This window comes from Streptomyces sp. SGAir0957, assembly GCF_043523415.1.
The window spans coordinates 133457-149597 of the sequence record NZ_CP027293.1 but is presented as its reverse complement, the minus strand read 5'-3'; the positions used below and the strand labels follow the sequence as shown (position 1 = coordinate 149597).

Genomic DNA, 16141 nt, shown 5'->3' with positions numbered 1-16141 from the left:
GCGGCCGTCCGAGCTTGATCCTCGCCGAGCCGCGACGGACGCGGCATCGGCGTCAGCCACCGTTACGCGCGGTGGTACCCCGCACACTCCTACACGCGGTGGCGCCCCGCACTCACACCATCGGCGCGAAGAAATAGGTGTTGCGGACCTCGAAGAGCAGGTCTTCGCCGAACCGGAAGAAGTCGGCGAACCGCAGATCCACCTCGCTGCCGTCCTTGAGCGTCCCGCGGAACTCGCCCTCCACGGCGGCCTCGCTCGCGCCCACCACGAGCTTTACCACCGTGTGGCTTCCGGAGTCGATGACGCGCTGGCCACGGTAGAAGGCGTCGAGGCCGTCCCGTCCGACGATGGGGTCGTAGCCGGGACGCTCGTACACCGCGCTGTCGGCGAAGAGGCCGACGACTCCCTGGACGTCACCGTCGTCCACCAACGTGTAGTAGCGGCGGACTCGTTCGGTGATCTGGTCCACCTCGAAAGCGGTCATGCCGTTTCCTTCCGGTCATGGTGGCGCTCAGCGCTCCGCACGACGGGGAGCCGGCCGACGCCGACGAAGGGAGAGAGCGGGGCCCGGTCTGCGGTGAGCGAGAGCGGAGCCGGCAGTCGACAGGCGAACGGCCCGGCTGCGTGAGTCCCGCAAGACTAGACACACTTCGGCCCGTTCCGGCAGCCCTGTAAGCGAAGAAGACCGCACCGGGGGGCCGTCGACGAAGCCCGTCCGCCCACCGCGCCGTAACGGTGGATCCCACCGAGGACCGGCCCGGAACACGCCGCGAAACTGAGGGCCTGACGGTGGAAGTACCACCGTGCCACGACACGGAAAAGGGCGGTGGGACAGGTGAACCCGTTCGACGATCCGGACGCCACCTTCCAGGTCCTCGTCAACGACGAGGGACAGCACTCGCTGTGGCCCGCGTTCGCACAGGTCCCGGACGGCTGGACCGTCGCGCACGACAAGGACAGCCGCGAGGCGTGCCTGGCCTACATCGAGAAGAACTGGACCGACCTGCGGCCCAAGAGCCTGATCGAGGCCATGGACGGCTGAGGGCGGAGCACCGAGCCCCTCTTCCCCGGCCATCGCCGGAAGGTGCCCCGGCGCACCGGCGCCCGGCCCGCACTCCCACCGAGGCACCTCCCCGAGGAGCGCGCATGCGACACGACACCCTCGTCGACGCCATCGGCAACACCCCGGCCGTCCGGCTGCGGGTGGACGCCGCCGACGGAGTCGAGGTCTACGCCAAACTCGAACTGCTCAACCCCTACGCCATGAAGGACCGCGTCGCCCGGCGCATCATCCTGGAGGCCCGCCGCACCGGCGCCCTGCGCGAGGGCGCCCCCATCGTGGAGAGCTCCTCCGGCACCATGGCCCTCGGCGTCGCCCTGGTCGGCACCTATCTCGGGCACCCCGTCCACATCGTCACCGACCCGCGCATCGACCCGGTCACCCTCGCCAAGCTCCGGGCGATGGGCTGCAGCGTGCACGTCGTGGAGGCGATGACGGCCCAGGGCTGGCAGAGCGCCCGCCTCGAACGCCTCGCCGCCCTGATGCGCGACCTGCCGGGTGCCTGGTGGCCGCGGCAGTACAGCAACCCGGACAACCCGGCCGCCTACCGCACCCTCGCCGACGAACTCCGCGACGACCTCGGCACCGTGGATGTCCTGGTCGGCTCCGTCGGCAGCGGCGGCTCGCTCTGTGGCACGTCCGCCGCGCTCCTTGAACACCTGCCCGACCTGAAGGTGGTCGGTGTCGACTGCGTCGGCAGCGTGCTGTTCGGCCAGCCCGACCTCGCCACCCGCAAACAGAGCGGACTCGGCAACAGCCTCTACCCCGACAACATCGACTACCGGCTCATCGACGAGGTCCACTGGCTCTCCGACGACGAGGCCTTCGACGCCACCCAGAGCCTCGCGAGAGAACAGAAGATCTTCGCCGGCAACACCTCCGGCTCCGTCTACCGGGTCCTCACCCACCTCGCGGCCCACGCCCGGCCCGGGACCCGGCTCGTCGGCATCATGCCGGACCGCGGGGACCGCTATGCCGAGACCGTCTACCGCCACGAGGCGGCCGGCCCCCTCGCCACCACCCCCACCGAGGTGGCCTTCGGCACGACCGTGCACAGCTGGTCCTACGCGGCGATCCCGCGCAAGGACCGGCCCGTGCTCGTCTTCGTCGAGTCCAACACCACCGGCACCGGCATGCTGGCCCTGCGCACGGCGACCCGGCTCGGCCTCGCCCCGGTCCTCCTGACCAAGGACCCCGCCCGCTACGCGGGACTGGAGGACACCGGCTGCCACACCGTCCTCTGCGACACCGAGGACGAAGCGGCCCTGCGTGCCGCCGCCGAGGAGGCCGCCGCGGGACGCACCATCGCGGGCGCCACCACCACCAGCGACTTCTACCTCGCCCAGGCGGCGGCGTTGGCCCGGTCGTTCCAGCGCCCCGGACATGCCGCCGACACCGCCGCGCTCTGCCGCGACAAGGCCCTGAGTCGTGCCGCCCTCGACGACGCGGGCGTGCCGCAGCCCGCCTATGTGGTCGTCGAATCGGCCGACGCGGTGGCCGACGCCGTCGCCCGCGTCGGACTGCCCTGCGTGGTCAAACCGGCCGACGGTTCCGGGTCGCAGGACGTGCGCTGGTGCTCCGACGAGGAGAGCGCCCTCGCCCACGCCGCGCACATCCTCGCCGCCACCGAGAACGTCCGGGGCCAGAAACGGGCGGGCAAGGTGCTCGTCGAGGAGTTCGCGCAGGGGCCCGAGTACAGCGTGGAGATGTTCTGTGCCGACGGCGAGGCCAGGTGCGTCGGAGTGACCCAGCGGACCACGACCGCACTGCCCCACTTCGTTGAGACCGGGCACCTGTTCCCCGCCGTACTGTCGCCGGTGGCCGAGGCGGAACTCGCGGAGTGCGCGCGGCAGGCACTGAAGGCGATCGGCTTCGTGCTCGGCCCCGCCCACGTCGAGGTCCGGCTGACAGCGGACGGACCCGCCGTCATCGAGGTGAACGGGCGGCTGGCCGGTGGCATGATCCCCGAACTCGTCCGCGCCGCGACCGGCATCGACCTCCTCGACCAGCAGCTTCGCGCCACTACGGGGCGCCCCCTCGCACTGCACACGGACGGTGCCCGGCACGCCGGGATTCGGTTCCTGACGGCGACGCGGACCGGACGGCTGACCGGCGTCACCGGTACCGCCGAGGCCGCCAGGGTGCCCGGAGTCGAGTCCGTCGTCGTGACCGGAACCCCCGGCCGGGCGGTCCGCCCGCCCCAGGACGCCTACGACCGACTGGGCCATGTGCTCGCCGTCGGCGCGACACCGCAGGAGGTCGAGACCGCCCTGGACAGGGCGACGGCACTGCTCCGGGTGGGAACCACCCAGGTGCCGTGACGGTCGCACCCCGTCGGGAGGTCGATCGACGGTGCGGCATGCGAAGACCGCACTGACCCATGGAGCACGGGGCCGCCGGACCCGGGGGCCGCTACGCGCACCGGCACAGAGCACCGTGCCGCCACTCGTACGAAGGCGAGCGGCGGCACGGTGGTGGGGCCCCGGCGCCCTGCCGGCCCTGCCTCCGGGGCATCCCCTGAGCACGCGCCGGACACCGCGAGGCTGTCCTGCGGAAGACGCCGGGAAGCGTCGGCGATCTCTAAGCGCCCTTCAGCTGCCGCTCGACGGACCCGCCGCCGACGCCCAGCCCGCGCAGCACCTGCCGGGGATCGGGCAGCCGCCGCAGCGCCACGGTCGCGGCCGGCGCGGGCGCCTCCGGGACGTCCGTCCGCCGCTGTGCGGCCCACGCCGCGATGTGGGCCCGGGACCGCAACCCAAGCGTGGTGCGGATATGACGGATGTGCGTCTCCACCGTGCGCACGGACACATGGATGCGCGCCGCGATCTGACGGTTGGTCAGGCCCTCCACGACCAGCGCGGCCACGTCCCGCTCCCGCCTGCTCAGGGGATGGGAAGCCGCCTCGTCCTGCGGCTCGACCGAGTCCTCCCCGAGCGCCAGGCACAGCGCCTGCCGCCACGGCATCGCCCGGCCGGCCTTCAGCCAGGACTCGGCCCGGCTCACCGGCACCGCCCGCAGCGCGGTCTCACGCGCCTGTTCGACCTGCCACCGCCACCAGCTGCTCTCCTGGAACGCCCCCTCGCGCACGCGCTCCGCCACGCCCAGCAGCCGTAGACCCCGTTCGAACTGGTGCCCGCGGATGGCGACGATCGTCAGCCCCTCCAATGCGCGGGCCGCGTCCCGATGGTGATGCGCCCGGCAGCGCAGCGCCTCGGTGAAGTGCTCCTCCGCCCGCTTCAGGTCACCCTTCTCCAGGGTCAGCGAACCGGCGGTGGACAGGATGGCGCTCAGCAACTGCGGGGCCACTCCGTCGCGCAGCACGGTGAAAGCCTGTTCAAGTTCACGTTCGGCGGTGGACGGGTCGCCGTCCTCCAGGCGGTGCCGGGCGAGGGCGCCCCGGCTCAACGCCACGAGGGTGTCGTGCCGGGACCGCAGGCCGATCTCCAGGGACTCCTCCAGGTCGTCCACCGACGCCCGGCGCTGGTCCAGAGCCTGCCGCAGAATCCCTCGTACGAACAGCAGCCGCCCCAGCAGGGGTGAGGGGCCACGCCGTCGTTCCTCCCGCACGGCCGCGTCGATCCGCCGCGCCGCCTCGTCGGGTGCGGAGCCCTGACCGGCGAGGGCCGTCGCCTCCAGCGCCACGGCGCGGTACGCGGAGTCCGGCGTGGCCGCCTCCAGGGCGTGCTCCACGAGCCCGGCCACCTCGGCGTTGCGCCCCCGTGTCCCCTCAACGGCGGCCAGCGCGCCGGTCAGCAGCAGTTGGCGCTCGTCGGAGCCCTCGCCGAGGCGTCGTACCGCGTGCAGCAGATTGACGCGCTCGCCGGCCAGCCGGTCCAGCGTGGCGAACGGCACCACGGCCTCGCTCCGCAACGGCAGGGACATCGTTGTCAGCCAGGTGGTCATCAGCTCGTACGTCGCTGCCTCCGCACCCTCGGCGGCCAGCAGTTCCTGCCCGAAACACTGGATGGACTCCAGCATGCGGAAACGGGGCTCCCCGCTGCTCGTGCCTGTGTGGGGGGCGATGACGGACTTCGCCTCAAGGGCGATCAGGAGTTCCGGCAGCGCGGCCGCCGTCCCCGGCAGGTCGGCGGTGACCGCCGTGGCCGCCTCCAGGCCGAAGCCGCCCGGCAGGACCGACAGTCTGCGCAGCAGCACCTGTTCCGCGGGCCGCAGCAGGGTGTACCCCCACTCCAGCGCGGCGCGCAGACTCTGATGACGCTCCTCGGCGAGCCGCCAGCCGTTCGTCAGGAGGGCCAGCCGGTCGTGCAGCCTGGAGCGGAGTTCGGCCGGCGGGAAGACCCGGACGAGCCGGGCGGCCATCTCGATGGGCAGCGGCAGCCCGTCCAGTCGCGCGCAGATCTCGGCCACGTCGTCGGCGTTCTCCCGGCTGAGCTGAAAGTCCGGGGCGACCGCGCGGGCTCGGTCCATGAAGAGGGAGACCGCGTCCGAACGCAGGTTGTCGGTGTACGAGTTGCCCGATCCGGTCGCGGTTCCGGGCTCGCTGAGCGTCAGGCCGTTCACCGAGAACACCGCCTCGCCGGGCAGCCTCAGCGGTTCCCTGCTCGTGGCCAGAACGCTCAGCCTCGGTCGTCCGGGAAGCAGCTCGGTCAGTACGGTTCCGCAGGCGTACAGCACGTGGTCGCAGTCGTCCAGGACGAGCAGCCGGTCCGGTGCCGAGGCTGTCGCCGTCGCCCCGTCCGGTTCGTCGCCGAGGGCGTCGAGTATCCGTCGGCGCGCCTCGTCGGCGCCGGTGACCGCTCCCAGTCTCACCACGGAGACCTCGCTCCGGCGGCGGCGTGCCTCCTGGCCGGCGACCTCCAACGCCAGTCGGGACTTACCCACGCCGGCGGGCCCGGTCAGCGTAAGCAGCCGCACCTCGTGCAACAGCCTGGTCAGCTCGACCAGTTCGTCGGCGCGGCCTACGAAGCTGCTGAGCTGGGTCAGGAGTTCGCTGTTCAGTCCGGTGTCCATGGCGCCGGACCTGTGCCGCAGCCGGTAGGAGCGTTGACGGCAGGCATTGGAGCAGTAGCGGGCGCGAGCCTGCGAGGTGCGGGTCTGCTTGGTCTGCGGCATGGGGGTTCCGCAGGTGTCGCACGTGACAGTCGTGGGGGTGGACATGGCACACGCCTTTCATGGGGGTCGGCGGCCGCAGGGGGATGCTGTGCTCCGCAGGGCGAAGTCGCCTCTGGGCAGACGGGGTACAACTCTCGGGTTCGGTCCGGAAAGCGTGCGGCCTGGCGCCGGGGCGGCACTGGGGGAGGGGAGGACAGCTGCCCGAGGACCGAGAGGGTGGTGAAGGTGGACGGGCGGGGTGCCGGCCGAGGTGGCCGCGGGCCGTGGGTTCCCGTGCGGCCGGGTCAGGTGCCGCTGATCGAGCCGGAACCGCGCGCGCTGCGGTCGGGATGTGAGGCATATGTGGGGCGGGTGATCACTAGCGGATACCGTCCTTCTCCACTGCACACTGCCGGTGGGGGGATTTGGAGCGAATGCCATTGCGTGGGGTAGTCGCTTCGCTCCGGCTGGTTACCTCGAAGCCTAGGAATGGTGCGTGCTGGGGTCAAGCAATGCTCTGCTTATGCCCAAAATTCTGTGGATAAACGGCCGAGGTCACCGTGTCCGTTTCCCCTTCAATGCGGCCCGGTTCGTGCCCGTTTCGAAATCCGTTTACGCACTGCTCAAGGCGTTCTGACGTCGATGAGGGTGCCAAGAGGACCCGTTTCCCCGTGCGGAGCGGGCCGGAATGTTTCCGTTTCCCTGCCAAGGTGTGGGACGGTTCTAGGGTTTTCCCCAGATGCGATCGGTCGGCTGTTGTCCTCAGGCGGGTGAGATGCTGAACTGAGCCGCCCGACGTTCGACGCGCCACGGGCGTCCTGGGTGCCCCGAATTCTCAGTCGCACTTTGGCCGTTCACACCACGCCGCACGCCGCTCGCCGCGTCTCCGATGTGCGATATCGCAGACGCGGCGTGGATGCGCGCGGGCCCACTCACCTGTTCCGGACCGGCGACGTCGGCGGACTCACGCCTGCTCGTCCATGGCGTAGACCATCCAGTGACGCAACACGTCCGGGATATTGCCGGCGCGCTCGGTCACGACCGTAAAACCTCGGGCGCCGAGCATGTCGACGATGGTCTCCAGCCGACCGTCGAGGTCCTGTACCTCGATCACGCACTGCCGGATCCGTCGCCAGTCCGAGTCGTCGAGACCTTCCAGAACCTCCAGCTCCGAGCCCTCGACGTCGATCTTGAGCAGGTCGATGGGTCCCTCGGGCTCCCACTCGCGCAGCACGGCGGACAACCGGAGCACGTCCGCCTCCACCTCGACGGCGCCCAGGACACGGTCTACCGCTTCCGGGCCGATCTGCTCCTCGACCAACTTCTTGTTGAGCTCCTTCTCCTCAGGATGCCGTGTGGAGTTTCCGGGCAACGCCGGGAAATAAGTGAACGGGACCCGCTCCTCCCGGCGCCGGCCGAGCGCGGCCCTTACCACGCTCACATCGGCCGATCCGCACCCGCTGAGGTTCTGCAGGAGCGCCTGGTGGATGTCGGGGATGGGTTCGAGAGCCAGGACGCGCGCATCCGGACATTCCTCGACGACGAAGAGCGAGAACATGCCCACGTTCGCGCCGACGTCCACGACGCGCGCGGATCGGGGGAGGCGAATGCCGTGCTGGAGGTAGTCGCGTTCGACGAACACTTCGTTGTAGATGAAGTGCATCTCGGAGAAGAGCGCACCTTCCGCATAGGGCGCGAAGACTTGAACCCCTTCGGCGACCTGGACGGGGCGAATGTCGGCCATTGATGCTCCCTGGGTCGTGGTTCACCGCGTCCGGAGCGCCTACCCCGCTTTGCCCATCAAATGACCATTGTTGTGGCCCCTGTTGTCGGCTCACGCCGTCTCCAGTACCGTCCGAAGCATGAGTCACGTAGCCATGGTCAGTATCGCCCACCACGGTCATGTGAATCCGAGCCTGGGAATTGTGCGCGAGCTGGTCGACCGCGGCCACCGCGTGAGTTACGCCATTCCCGACGAGGGCGACTTCGTCGAGAGAGTGCGCTCCACCGGCGCCGAGCCGCGTATCTGGAGGTCGACGCTGCCGGCGGCCGGAGACGACCAGGCGCTGTGGGGCGAAACCCGGCTCGACGTCGCCGAGTTGTTCCTCCGCGACGCCATCCAGGCACTTCCGCAACTTGAGGCGCTCCATCAGGACGCCCCGGACCTGATGCTCAGCGACTTCTCCGGCTGGGCGGCGCAGGTCCTCGCGCACCGCTGGTCCATCCCCTACGTACAGCTCTGCCCGCAGCTGGTGCCGTGGGAGGGGTACGAGGACGAGGTCGGCGCGGCGCTGGCCCAAGAGCTGAAGTCCTCCGAGCGTGGTCGTGACTACTACGCGCGGTGGCGTGCCTGGCTCGACGCGAACGGTCTCGAAGGCGTCGACCCGGACACCTTCATGAGCCGCCCACCGCGCTCGCTCGTCCTGATCCACCCCGCTCTGCAGCCGCACGCCGACCGGGTGGACACCTGCCGTTACAGTTTCGTCGGGCCCTGCCAGGGCGACCGGGCGGAGCATGACACATGGAGGCGCCCCGACGAAGCGGTCGGCAAACGACTCGCGTTGGTCTCACTCGGCTCCAACTTCACGAAACGGCCCACCTTCTACCGGGCCTGCGCCAGGGCCTTCGCGGCACTGCCCGACTGGCACCTCGTACTGCAGGTGGGGAAGCAGGTGACCGCGGAGGACCTCGGTCCATTGCCCGGCAACGTCGAGGTCAGCCGTTGGGTCCCACAACTCGGGGTGTTGCGGGAGGCCGATGTCTTCGTCACCCACGCCGGTGCCGGCGGGGCTCAGGAGGGCCTGGCGACCGGCACCCCGATGCTCTGCGTCCCGCAGGCCGGGGACCAGTTCGACAATGCCGCCAGGCTGGTCGACCTCGGCGTCGCCGAACGACTCGACACGGACGACGCCACCCCCGAGGCGCTGCGCACCGCCGTCCAGCGACTCGCCGACGAGCCGTCCGTCGCCGCGCGTTGCGCCGACCAGCAGAAGCGGGCATCGGGGGACGGGTCCCAGCGAGCGGCGGATCTCGTAGAGGCGCAACTGGCGCGCTCCTCGTAGGGGACGGCGGCGCGCGAACCGGCGCGATCCCTGGACCGCTCGCACTCCGCGATCGGCCGGACCATCGCGCCATGCGCACAGAGGATCTCAGGAGCTCCGAGCCCGGGTCCGGACGCCCGTACCCGGCGGATCGACCGCGCCGATCACCGTCCGTTCCTGCCGAATCGCGCGATCGCCTCCAGGACCGTGGCCTGACTCGTGGGACTGCCTGTGTGTCCGGAGTCGTCGATCACTTTCAGTTCCGCGTCCGGCCACGCCTTGGACAACTCCCACGCGGTCTTCAAGGGGCTGCCCAGGTCGAGTCGACCGTGGATCAGTACTCCGGGGATACCGGCCAGCCGATGTGCATCACGGAGCAGTTGTCCGTCTTCGAGCCAGGCGTCGTTCGCGAAGTAGTGTGCGCAGATCCGAGCGAATGCCATCAGCGCGTTGTCGGGTCTGTCGCTGTAGGCGCCCGGGTGGCCAAGGACCTCGTGGGCGATGACAGCGTCCTCCCAAGCACACCAGTCCCGCACCGCCTTCCTTCTGACCGTCTCGTCCGGGCTGTTCAGCAGCTGGTTGTAGGCGGCCACGACATTCCCGCTCCGCTCCGCCTCCGGAACGGCGTCGCGGAATGTCTCCCAGGGGCCCGGCAGCAGGCGTCCGACGCCGTGGTAGAGCCAGTCGGTCTCCTCCGGCCGGGTCATGGTGACACCGACGATGACGACCTCGGAGACCCGCTCGGGATAGCGCTCAGCGTAGGCGAGGATCAGTGTCGAGCCCCAGGAGCCGCCGTAGAGGAGCCAGCGCTCGACACCCAGGTGTTCGCGCAGCCGCTCCATGTCCTCGATCAGGTGGTCGGTGGTGTTGGTGTCGAGGCTGACGGACGGGTCGGAGGCGTGCGGCCTACTCTCACCGGAGCCACGCTGATCGAACAGGACGATCCGGTAGACCTCGGGGTCGAACAGCGTGCGGCTGCCACGGCGCCCGCCACTGCCGGGCCCGCCGTGCACACACAGAGCCGCCTTTCCTTGAGGATTTCCACTGGTCTCCCAGTAGATCTGGTTTCCGTCGCCGACATCGAGGTGGCCGTGCGCGTACGGTTCGATGTGCGGGAACGGCTGAGTCATGAGGGTCTCCTCCAAAAGGTGTGCAGAGCCTCGCGAGGCTAGTCGACGGCTGGAACGACGTCACGTATTTTCTGCGCCGCTCGCTCACGTGGCGAGGTCTTCGGCACAGTCGCGTCGGGTACGGGCGACCCGTCGCGGACGTCGCCCTCACCGATGATCTCGCCGATGCGCCGTCGGGGCGCCGGGGGCTGTCGTCGGGCATACCCGTCCTGCTGAAGGCAGCGCCGCTACGGTGTCAGCACGATCCTCCCGAAGACCTCACCGGCGGCCATCTTCCGGTGTGCCAGGACGGCTTCCTCCAGGGGCAGCACCTCGTGCACCACTGTTTCGATCTCGCCGCGACCAGCTGCGGCGAACTGCCGGCCGCGCACGGCACGCAGGTCTGCTCGGGCGACGGTGGCCGCGCTGAAAGCGGCGAAGGACATCGACTTCTGGAACGCCGCCATGATCTTCGTGCCGAAGTCCGCGGGCGGCTGGCCTGCGACAGCGCCGACGGCCACCATGCGGCCATTGGGGTTGAGCCTGTCGAAGAACGACGGCAGGTCCTTGCCGGCCACAATGTCGATGATGACGTCATAGCCCGCTGGAGCCTCCTTCCCTCCGCGACCGGTGCGATCCAGCACGTGGGTCGCGCCGAGACGGCGCAGCCGCTCGCCGCGCTCGGCCGACGATGTCGTGACCGCCACCGCGGCGGCACCGCCGAGCGCCGCGAGCTGCACGGCCATGATCCCGATGCTGCCGGCCGCGCCACGCACCAACACCGTCTCCGCCGCGGCGAAATGGGCGTGGCGGAGCCCGAAGTGGGCCACCGTACCGGCACTGCCCAGCGTCACCGCGGCGATGGCGGAGAGGCCGCCGGGGAGGGGAAGGACCTGCTCGATCGGCGCGGCAACCTGTTCGACGTAACCCCCGCCGGTGCCGGTGAACGCCCACACCCGCCGGCCGATCCAGGACGCGTCGACGCCGTCACCGACCATGGTCACGGTGCCCGCCACCTCGCCGCCCGGGACGAAGCCCTCCTTGAAGCCGTAGGCGGCCAGAGCCCCACTCCGGATCACGGTGTCGACACCGCCCACGCCCACCGCCTCAACGGCGATCAGTACCTGCCCGGCGGCAGGTGTGGGCGGCGGGAGTTCGACAACAGCCAGGCCTTGAGGCTCCCCGAACGTCTGAATCGCGATTGCCTTCAATGGCGTCTCCACGTCCTCGGACCGCTCGGCACGGTCCTGCTCCATACCGCCGGCGATCCCCGCTCGGCGAGCTTTTACGTCCTGGACGGTAAGCGGACGCCCCCGTCCGTCTAGGTAAAGTGAGAGAGTGACCGATCGTTTGCCTCACAGTCCGCGTTCCGATGCGAGGGACAATCGCGACCGCATCCTCGACGCGGCCCGAGCGCTGTTCTCGGCCGACGGCCTGGCCGTGCCGATGCGGGAGATCGCGCGGCGCGCCGGGGTGGGACCGGCCACCTTGTACCGTCACTTCCCGACCAAGCAGACGCTGGTCGCCGAGGCCTTCGCGGATCAGTTGCGCGCGTGTCGCACCATCGTCGACGAGGGATGCGCGGATTCTGACCCGTGGCGTGGCCTCTGCCTGGTGATCGAGAAGATCTGTGAGCTCCACGCACACGACCGGGGCTTCACCGAAGCCTTCCTGTCGACTTTCCCGGGGGCGCCGGATGTCGCGGGACGCGCGTACACAGTGAAGGCAGTCGCGGGACTGGCCCAACGAGCCAAGGACACAGGGCAGCTGAGGCCCGACTTCGTCCTCGACGACCTCATTCTCGTACTCATGGCCAACAAGGGGATCCACGCCGGATCCACCGCCACCCAGGTCATGGCCTCCCGGCGCTTCGCGGGGCTGGCGATCCAGGCGTTCGAAGCCTGTCCCCACCACGCACCGCTACCGGCGGCTCCACGACTGACATCCGCGGCACCGGCCGACGCCTGACCGTGGCGACTGAGCGCACAGCATTGCGCGGCCCGGCCCGGCCCGGCCCGAGCCGGTGGCGGCGAGGAACATGATCTTGTGCGCTGAGCGGTGCCGCGTCATCTTCACCCTCGGTCCGGGCCGAAATGTGCCTATCCGGCGCAGCGGAGCCGAAGACGCCCTTTGCTTGGAGAGAGTGTGCGCGGATGGGGCACTTCGTATTCAGCGGGGCGGGGCAGGCCGTCACGCAGCTCGCGTCGAGGGGTGAGTACTGGTGATGGAAGTGCTGCGAAGCACGTGGGAAAGCCAGGTGTTCCAGGTGACGAAAGCCCCCTACCTGCTGCTCGATACGGACTTGTGCATCCGCGGTGTCAACGAGGCCTACTTACGAGCGACCGGCCGGGCGCGGGAAGAACTGATCGGCGCGTTCATGTTCGAGGCGTTTCCCGACGACCCCCGCGACACCGCGGCGACCGGTGTGCGCAATCTCAGCGCGTCCCTGGAGAGGGTGCTGCGCCGCGGAACCGTGGACGACATGGGCATCCAGCGCTACGACATCCCCGACACCTGTCGCCCCGGGACCTTCCGCCGCAAGTCCTGGGCACCGGTCAACTCCCCGCTGCACGCGTCCGAAGGGCGTGTGGCCGGGATCCTGCACCACGTCGAGGACGTGACCGCAGTGGACGAGGCGCTACGCGGCGCCGCACGGGACGACGACCGGGCCGCTCCGACGCCGCTGCTGCGGCGCGCGATGCTGGCCGTCGCGCACTACGAGCGGGCCACCGCGGCGGTCGCCGCCGGGCAGGCCCACCCTGATCCCTTCGGAGAGCTTGCCCCGGTGTGGGGCGCGCGGCGTGCCCAGCGTGATGCGGCGTGGCACGCCATCGTGCACGCGGCCCGCCGGGCCCCCGCCAGGGCCTGCGCGGACGCCGTGTGCGAGGCCGCCGCGGCGCGACTGCCGGACACCGACGCCGCCGCGATCACTCTGCATGGTGCCGCGGTGGCCGACTTCCAACTGGCCGCCAGCTCTCCGTGGGCCCGGCGTGTGGAGGAACTGCAGTACATCACTGGTGAAGGCCCTTAACTGACCGCGTTCGCCACCGGCGAGCCGGTCGCTCTCACGACTCTGGACGAAGGCAGCGCCCGTTGGCCGCTGTTCACCGACGCGGCGGCCGGCATCGGCGCGGCCGGCGTCTACGCCCACCCCCTGCGCACCGCGAGTGCGACGCTCGGCACCCTGACCCTCTACCGCAGCCGTAGGACCGCCGACCCCGGCACCGGCGCGAGCGGCGCAACGCCGTCGGCCCTGGCGGAGACCTTCGCCGAGATCGCCACGCAGGTACTCCTCGCCGACATGGACAGCGAGGTCATCGAGCAGATCCGGGCCACCGCCGACCAGGACGATGTCAACGTCGCCATCGGGATCATCGCCGCCACCCAGGACATCAGCATCGGCGACGCCGAACGGTGGCTGCGCCGCGCCGCCACGGCACTCCGCCTGCCGGCCGCTGACCTGGCCCGGTTCTTTCTCAGCCGCTGACCATCCAGCACCGTCGGCCCGGCTTCCTCGGGTCGGCCGACGGTGCCACGGTCGGGCCACACCCGTCCCCGATCCCGGCGACCGCCGTATCGGCGTCGGCGCACAACGGCACGGTCATCGGCCGACCTGCGCGGCCTCGGTGCTCATGTCGCCGCCCGTGACGTTCTCCAGGACGACGGCGAGGGCCTGGCCCACGCCGATGCAGAGGGCGGCGACGCCGAAGCGCGCGCCGGATTCCCTCAGCCGGTGGGTCAGCGTGCCCAGGATCCGCCCGCCGGAGGCCCCGAGGGGGTGGCCCAGGGCGATGGCGCCGCCCTTGGCATTGACGAGGGCCGGGTCGACTCCCCAGGCGTCCACGCAGGCCAGCGACTGCACGGCGAACGCCTCGTTCAGCTCGACGGCGCTCACATCGGACCAGGTGATGCCCGCGCGGCGCAGCGCCCGGTTCGCCGCCTCCACCGGTGCGAAGCCGAAGTCCTGCGGGTCCAGGGCGGAGACGCCGCGCCCGGCGATGCGGGCCAGCGGCGCGGTGCCGATGCGTGCGGCGGCGGCCTGCGAGCCGAGCAGGACGGCGGCCGCGCCGTCGCTGAGCGGGGAGGCGTTGCCCGCGGTGATCACACCGTCCGGGCGGAACGCCGGCTTCAGCGTGGCGAGCTGGTCCGGCGTCGAGGTGGGCCTGATGCCTTCGTCGCGCTTGAGGGTGGTGCCCTTGCGGTCGACCGTGACGGGCACCACCAGGTCGTCGTAGAAGCCGTCTGTCCAGGCGGCGTCGGCGAGGTGGTGGGAGCGTGCGGCGAAGGCGTCCTGGCGCTCGCGCGGGACGGCGAACCGCTCGGCGAGCTGCTCGTTGGCCTCGCCCAGAGAGACCGTCCACTCCTTGGGCATACGCTCGTTGACGAGCCGCCAGCCGAGCGTGGTGGAGACGGCGGTCATGTCAGCGGCCGGGTAGGCGCGGGAGGGTTTCGGCAGCACCCAGGGGGCGCGGCTCATCGACTCCACACCGCCGGTCAGCACGATGTCCGCGTCACCGCTCTCGATCGCGCGGGAACCCATGATCGCCGCGTCCAGGGAGGAACCGCAGAGCCGGTTGACGGTGGTGGCCGGGACGGAGGTGGGCAGCCCGGCCAGGAGGACGGCCATCCGGCCCACGTTGCGATTGTCCTCGCCTGCCCCATTGGCGTTGCCCCAGACCACGTCGCCGATCTCGGCGGGGTCCAGGTCCGGCGTCTTGGCCAGGACGCCCCGCACGGCGAGCGCCGCGAGGTCGTCGGGCCGCACACCGGCGAGGGCGCCGGAGAACTTCCCGAACGGTGTTCTTGCTGCCGCGTACACGTAGCTGTCGGTCATGCCGTCACCGTAGAAGCGGCCCATTCATGGTGTCCAAGACCTAATACGGCTCGATTGATAAGCCGTGTGCATAGAGTGGGAGGCATGGAACTGCGCCAGATCCGCTCCTTCCTCGTCCTCGCCGAGGAGTGCCACTTCGGGCGGGCGGCCACCCGGCTGCACGTCGCGCAGCCGGCACTGTCCCAGCAGATCAAGCAGCTGGAGCGGGAGCTGGGCACCCCTCTGTTCCACCGCTCCACCCGGCAGGTGACCCTCACCGAGGCCGGCCGGCACCTGACCGGGTACGCCCGCACCCTCGTCGCCGAGGCCGAACGGGCCCGCGTCCACATGACGGAGCTGGCCACCGGGCGAGCCGGACGGGTGCGTGTCGGTTTCGTCGGCACCGCGACCTACGACGTGCTGCCCAAGGTCGCCCGCACGGTGCGCGCCCGGCTGCCGCACATCACCCTGGAGCTGCGCGGCGAGCTGCTGACCCCGCAACTGGTGGAGGGCCTCACCGACGGCACCTACGACCTCGCGGTCTCCCGGCCCGACCCGGCCGGCGGCCTGGACATCACGCCGCTGCGCACCGAGCCGCTGGTCGCCGTCCTGCCCTCCACCCACCCCCTGGCCGCCGAGACCTCGGTCCCACTGCGCGCACTGGCCGGTGAGTCCTTTGTCATGCATCCCGCCCGGCCGCAGTCGGCGATGTATGAGCGGGTCCTGGCCGCTTGCGCCCGTGCGGGCTTCAGGCCCGCCTCACCCACCGAGGTGGCGGAGACCGCCACCCTCGTCGTCCTGGTGGCGGCCGGTCACGGCGTCGCGCTCGTACCGCAGTCGGTGCAGAGCCTGCGCCTGGACGGCGTGACCTACCTGCCGCTGGCGGACGAGGAAACCGTCGACCTGGTCCTGGCCCGGCGTAGCGCGGCCGTCTCCCCGGCGGCCCAGCAGGTCGCCTCGGTCATCGAGGAGTGCGTACGCGGCTGAGCGTCACCTGCACGCCGCGCCTGCGGGCGCTTTGGCGAGGCGACGAGAACGCGCCGCTGACAGCGCGTCCGTCGGTCGA

At 70.7% G+C, this 16141-nt stretch carries 13 protein-coding genes; 7 read left to right on the top strand and 6 right to left on the bottom strand.

All coding sequences use genetic code 11. From position 1 onward, the window contains the following. Positions 1–112: 112 nt before the first annotated feature. On the bottom strand, positions 113–484 hold the full coding sequence (locus tag C1N81_RS06395; protein ID WP_394427638.1) for a nuclear transport factor 2 family protein: 372 nt from the start codon (positions 482–484) through the stop codon (positions 113–115). Between the two features lie 351 nt (positions 485–835). Here C1N81_RS06395 and C1N81_RS06390 point away from each other — a divergent pair, with 351 nt between their 5' ends. Continuing rightward, the gene (locus C1N81_RS06390) at positions 836–1042 is read left to right on the top strand and encodes an MbtH family protein (protein ID WP_394437766.1); all 207 of its coding nucleotides are present in this window, start codon (positions 836–838) and stop codon (positions 1040–1042) included. A 104-nt stretch (positions 1043–1146) separates the two neighbouring features. Then, entirely contained in the window at positions 1147–3381 is a 2235-nt protein-coding gene (locus tag C1N81_RS06385; RefSeq protein ID WP_394427637.1) for a pyridoxal-phosphate dependent enzyme, read from the top strand. 259 nt (positions 3382–3640) lie between these two features. On the opposite strand, the gene C1N81_RS06380 is transcribed toward C1N81_RS06385, so the two are convergent. Continuing rightward, positions 3641–6133 carry an ATP-binding protein gene (locus C1N81_RS06380; RefSeq protein ID WP_394427636.1) on the bottom strand — a complete coding sequence of 831 codons (2493 nt, stop codon included), beginning with the start codon at positions 6131–6133 and terminating at the stop codon, positions 3641–3643. 943 nt (positions 6134–7076) lie between these two features. Next, the gene (locus C1N81_RS06375; RefSeq protein ID WP_394427635.1) at positions 7077–7856 is read right to left on the bottom strand and encodes an FkbM family methyltransferase; all 780 of its coding nucleotides are present in this window, start codon (positions 7854–7856) and stop codon (positions 7077–7079) included. A gap of 118 nt (positions 7857–7974) precedes the next feature. Here C1N81_RS06375 and C1N81_RS06370 point away from each other — a divergent pair, with 118 nt between their 5' ends. After that, positions 7975–9174, top strand: a complete 1200-nt coding sequence (locus tag C1N81_RS06370; RefSeq protein ID WP_394427634.1) for a macrolide family glycosyltransferase — start codon at positions 7975–7977, stop codon at positions 9172–9174. A gap of 143 nt (positions 9175–9317) precedes the next feature. On the opposite strand, the gene pip is transcribed toward C1N81_RS06370, so the two are convergent. Both pip and C1N81_RS06360 read right to left on the bottom strand, forming a co-directional pair. Continuing rightward, positions 9318–10283, bottom strand: coding sequence for a prolyl aminopeptidase (gene pip / locus C1N81_RS06365; RefSeq protein ID WP_394427632.1), 966 nt, complete (start codon positions 10281–10283; stop codon positions 9318–9320). 227 nt (positions 10284–10510) lie between these two features. Further along, positions 10511–11473: a zinc-binding dehydrogenase gene (locus tag C1N81_RS06360; RefSeq protein WP_394437764.1), complete on the bottom strand. Its 963-nt coding sequence runs from the start codon at positions 11471–11473 to the stop codon at positions 10511–10513. Positions 11474–11600: 127 nt separating this feature from the next. Here C1N81_RS06360 and C1N81_RS06355 point away from each other — a divergent pair, with 127 nt between their 5' ends. From C1N81_RS06355 to C1N81_RS06345, 3 genes are all read left to right on the top strand, one after another. Continuing rightward, positions 11601–12230 (top strand): TetR/AcrR family transcriptional regulator, encoded by a 630-nt coding sequence (locus C1N81_RS06355; protein WP_394427631.1) that lies wholly within the window; start codon positions 11601–11603, stop codon positions 12228–12230. Positions 12231–12528: 298 nt separating this feature from the next. Continuing rightward, complete coding sequence (locus C1N81_RS06350) at positions 12529–13293, top strand: PAS domain-containing protein (RefSeq protein ID WP_394427629.1); 765 nt, start codon at positions 12529–12531, stop codon at positions 13291–13293. Positions 13294–13563: 270 nt separating this feature from the next. Beyond that, positions 13564–13749 (top strand): ANTAR domain-containing protein, encoded by a 186-nt coding sequence (locus tag C1N81_RS06345; protein ID WP_394427628.1) that lies wholly within the window; start codon positions 13564–13566, stop codon positions 13747–13749. A gap of 114 nt (positions 13750–13863) precedes the next feature. Here the strand turns inward: C1N81_RS06345 and C1N81_RS06340 are convergent, their stop codons facing one another. Further along, a complete protein-coding gene (locus C1N81_RS06340; protein ID WP_394427627.1) occupies positions 13864–15096 on the bottom strand; it encodes a thiolase family protein in 1233 nt (410 codons plus the stop codon). A gap of 84 nt (positions 15097–15180) precedes the next feature. On the opposite strand from C1N81_RS06340, the gene C1N81_RS06335 reads away from it, so the two are divergent. Further along, positions 15181–16062: a LysR family transcriptional regulator gene (locus tag C1N81_RS06335; protein ID WP_394427626.1), complete on the top strand. Its 882-nt coding sequence runs from the start codon at positions 15181–15183 to the stop codon at positions 16060–16062. Positions 16063–16141: the final 79 nt, after the last annotated feature.

Coding starts and splice junctions, on each gene's coding strand:
- C1N81_RS06395 (WP_394427638.1), bottom strand. CDS start 484: ATGACCGCTTTCGAGGTGGACCAGATCACCGAACGAGTCCGCCGCTAC.
- C1N81_RS06385 (WP_394427637.1), top strand. CDS start 1,147: ATGCGACACGACACCCTCGTCGACGCCATCGGCAACACCCCGGCCGTC.
- C1N81_RS06380 (WP_394427636.1), bottom strand. CDS start 6,133: ATGCCGCAGACCAAGCAGACCCGCACCTCGCAGGCTCGCGCCCGCTAC.
- C1N81_RS06375 (WP_394427635.1), bottom strand. CDS start 7,856: ATGGCCGACATTCGCCCCGTCCAGGTCGCCGAAGGGGTTCAAGTCTTC.
- C1N81_RS06370 (WP_394427634.1), top strand. CDS start 7,975: ATGAGTCACGTAGCCATGGTCAGTATCGCCCACCACGGTCATGTGAAT.
- pip (WP_394427632.1), bottom strand. CDS start 10,283: ATGACTCAGCCGTTCCCGCACATCGAACCGTACGCGCACGGCCACCTC.
- C1N81_RS06345 (WP_394427628.1), top strand. CDS start 13,564: ATGGACAGCGAGGTCATCGAGCAGATCCGGGCCACCGCCGACCAGGAC.
- C1N81_RS06340 (WP_394427627.1), bottom strand. CDS start 15,096: ATGACCGACAGCTACGTGTACGCGGCAGCAAGAACACCGTTCGGGAAG.
- C1N81_RS06335 (WP_394427626.1), top strand. CDS start 15,181: ATGGAACTGCGCCAGATCCGCTCCTTCCTCGTCCTCGCCGAGGAGTGC.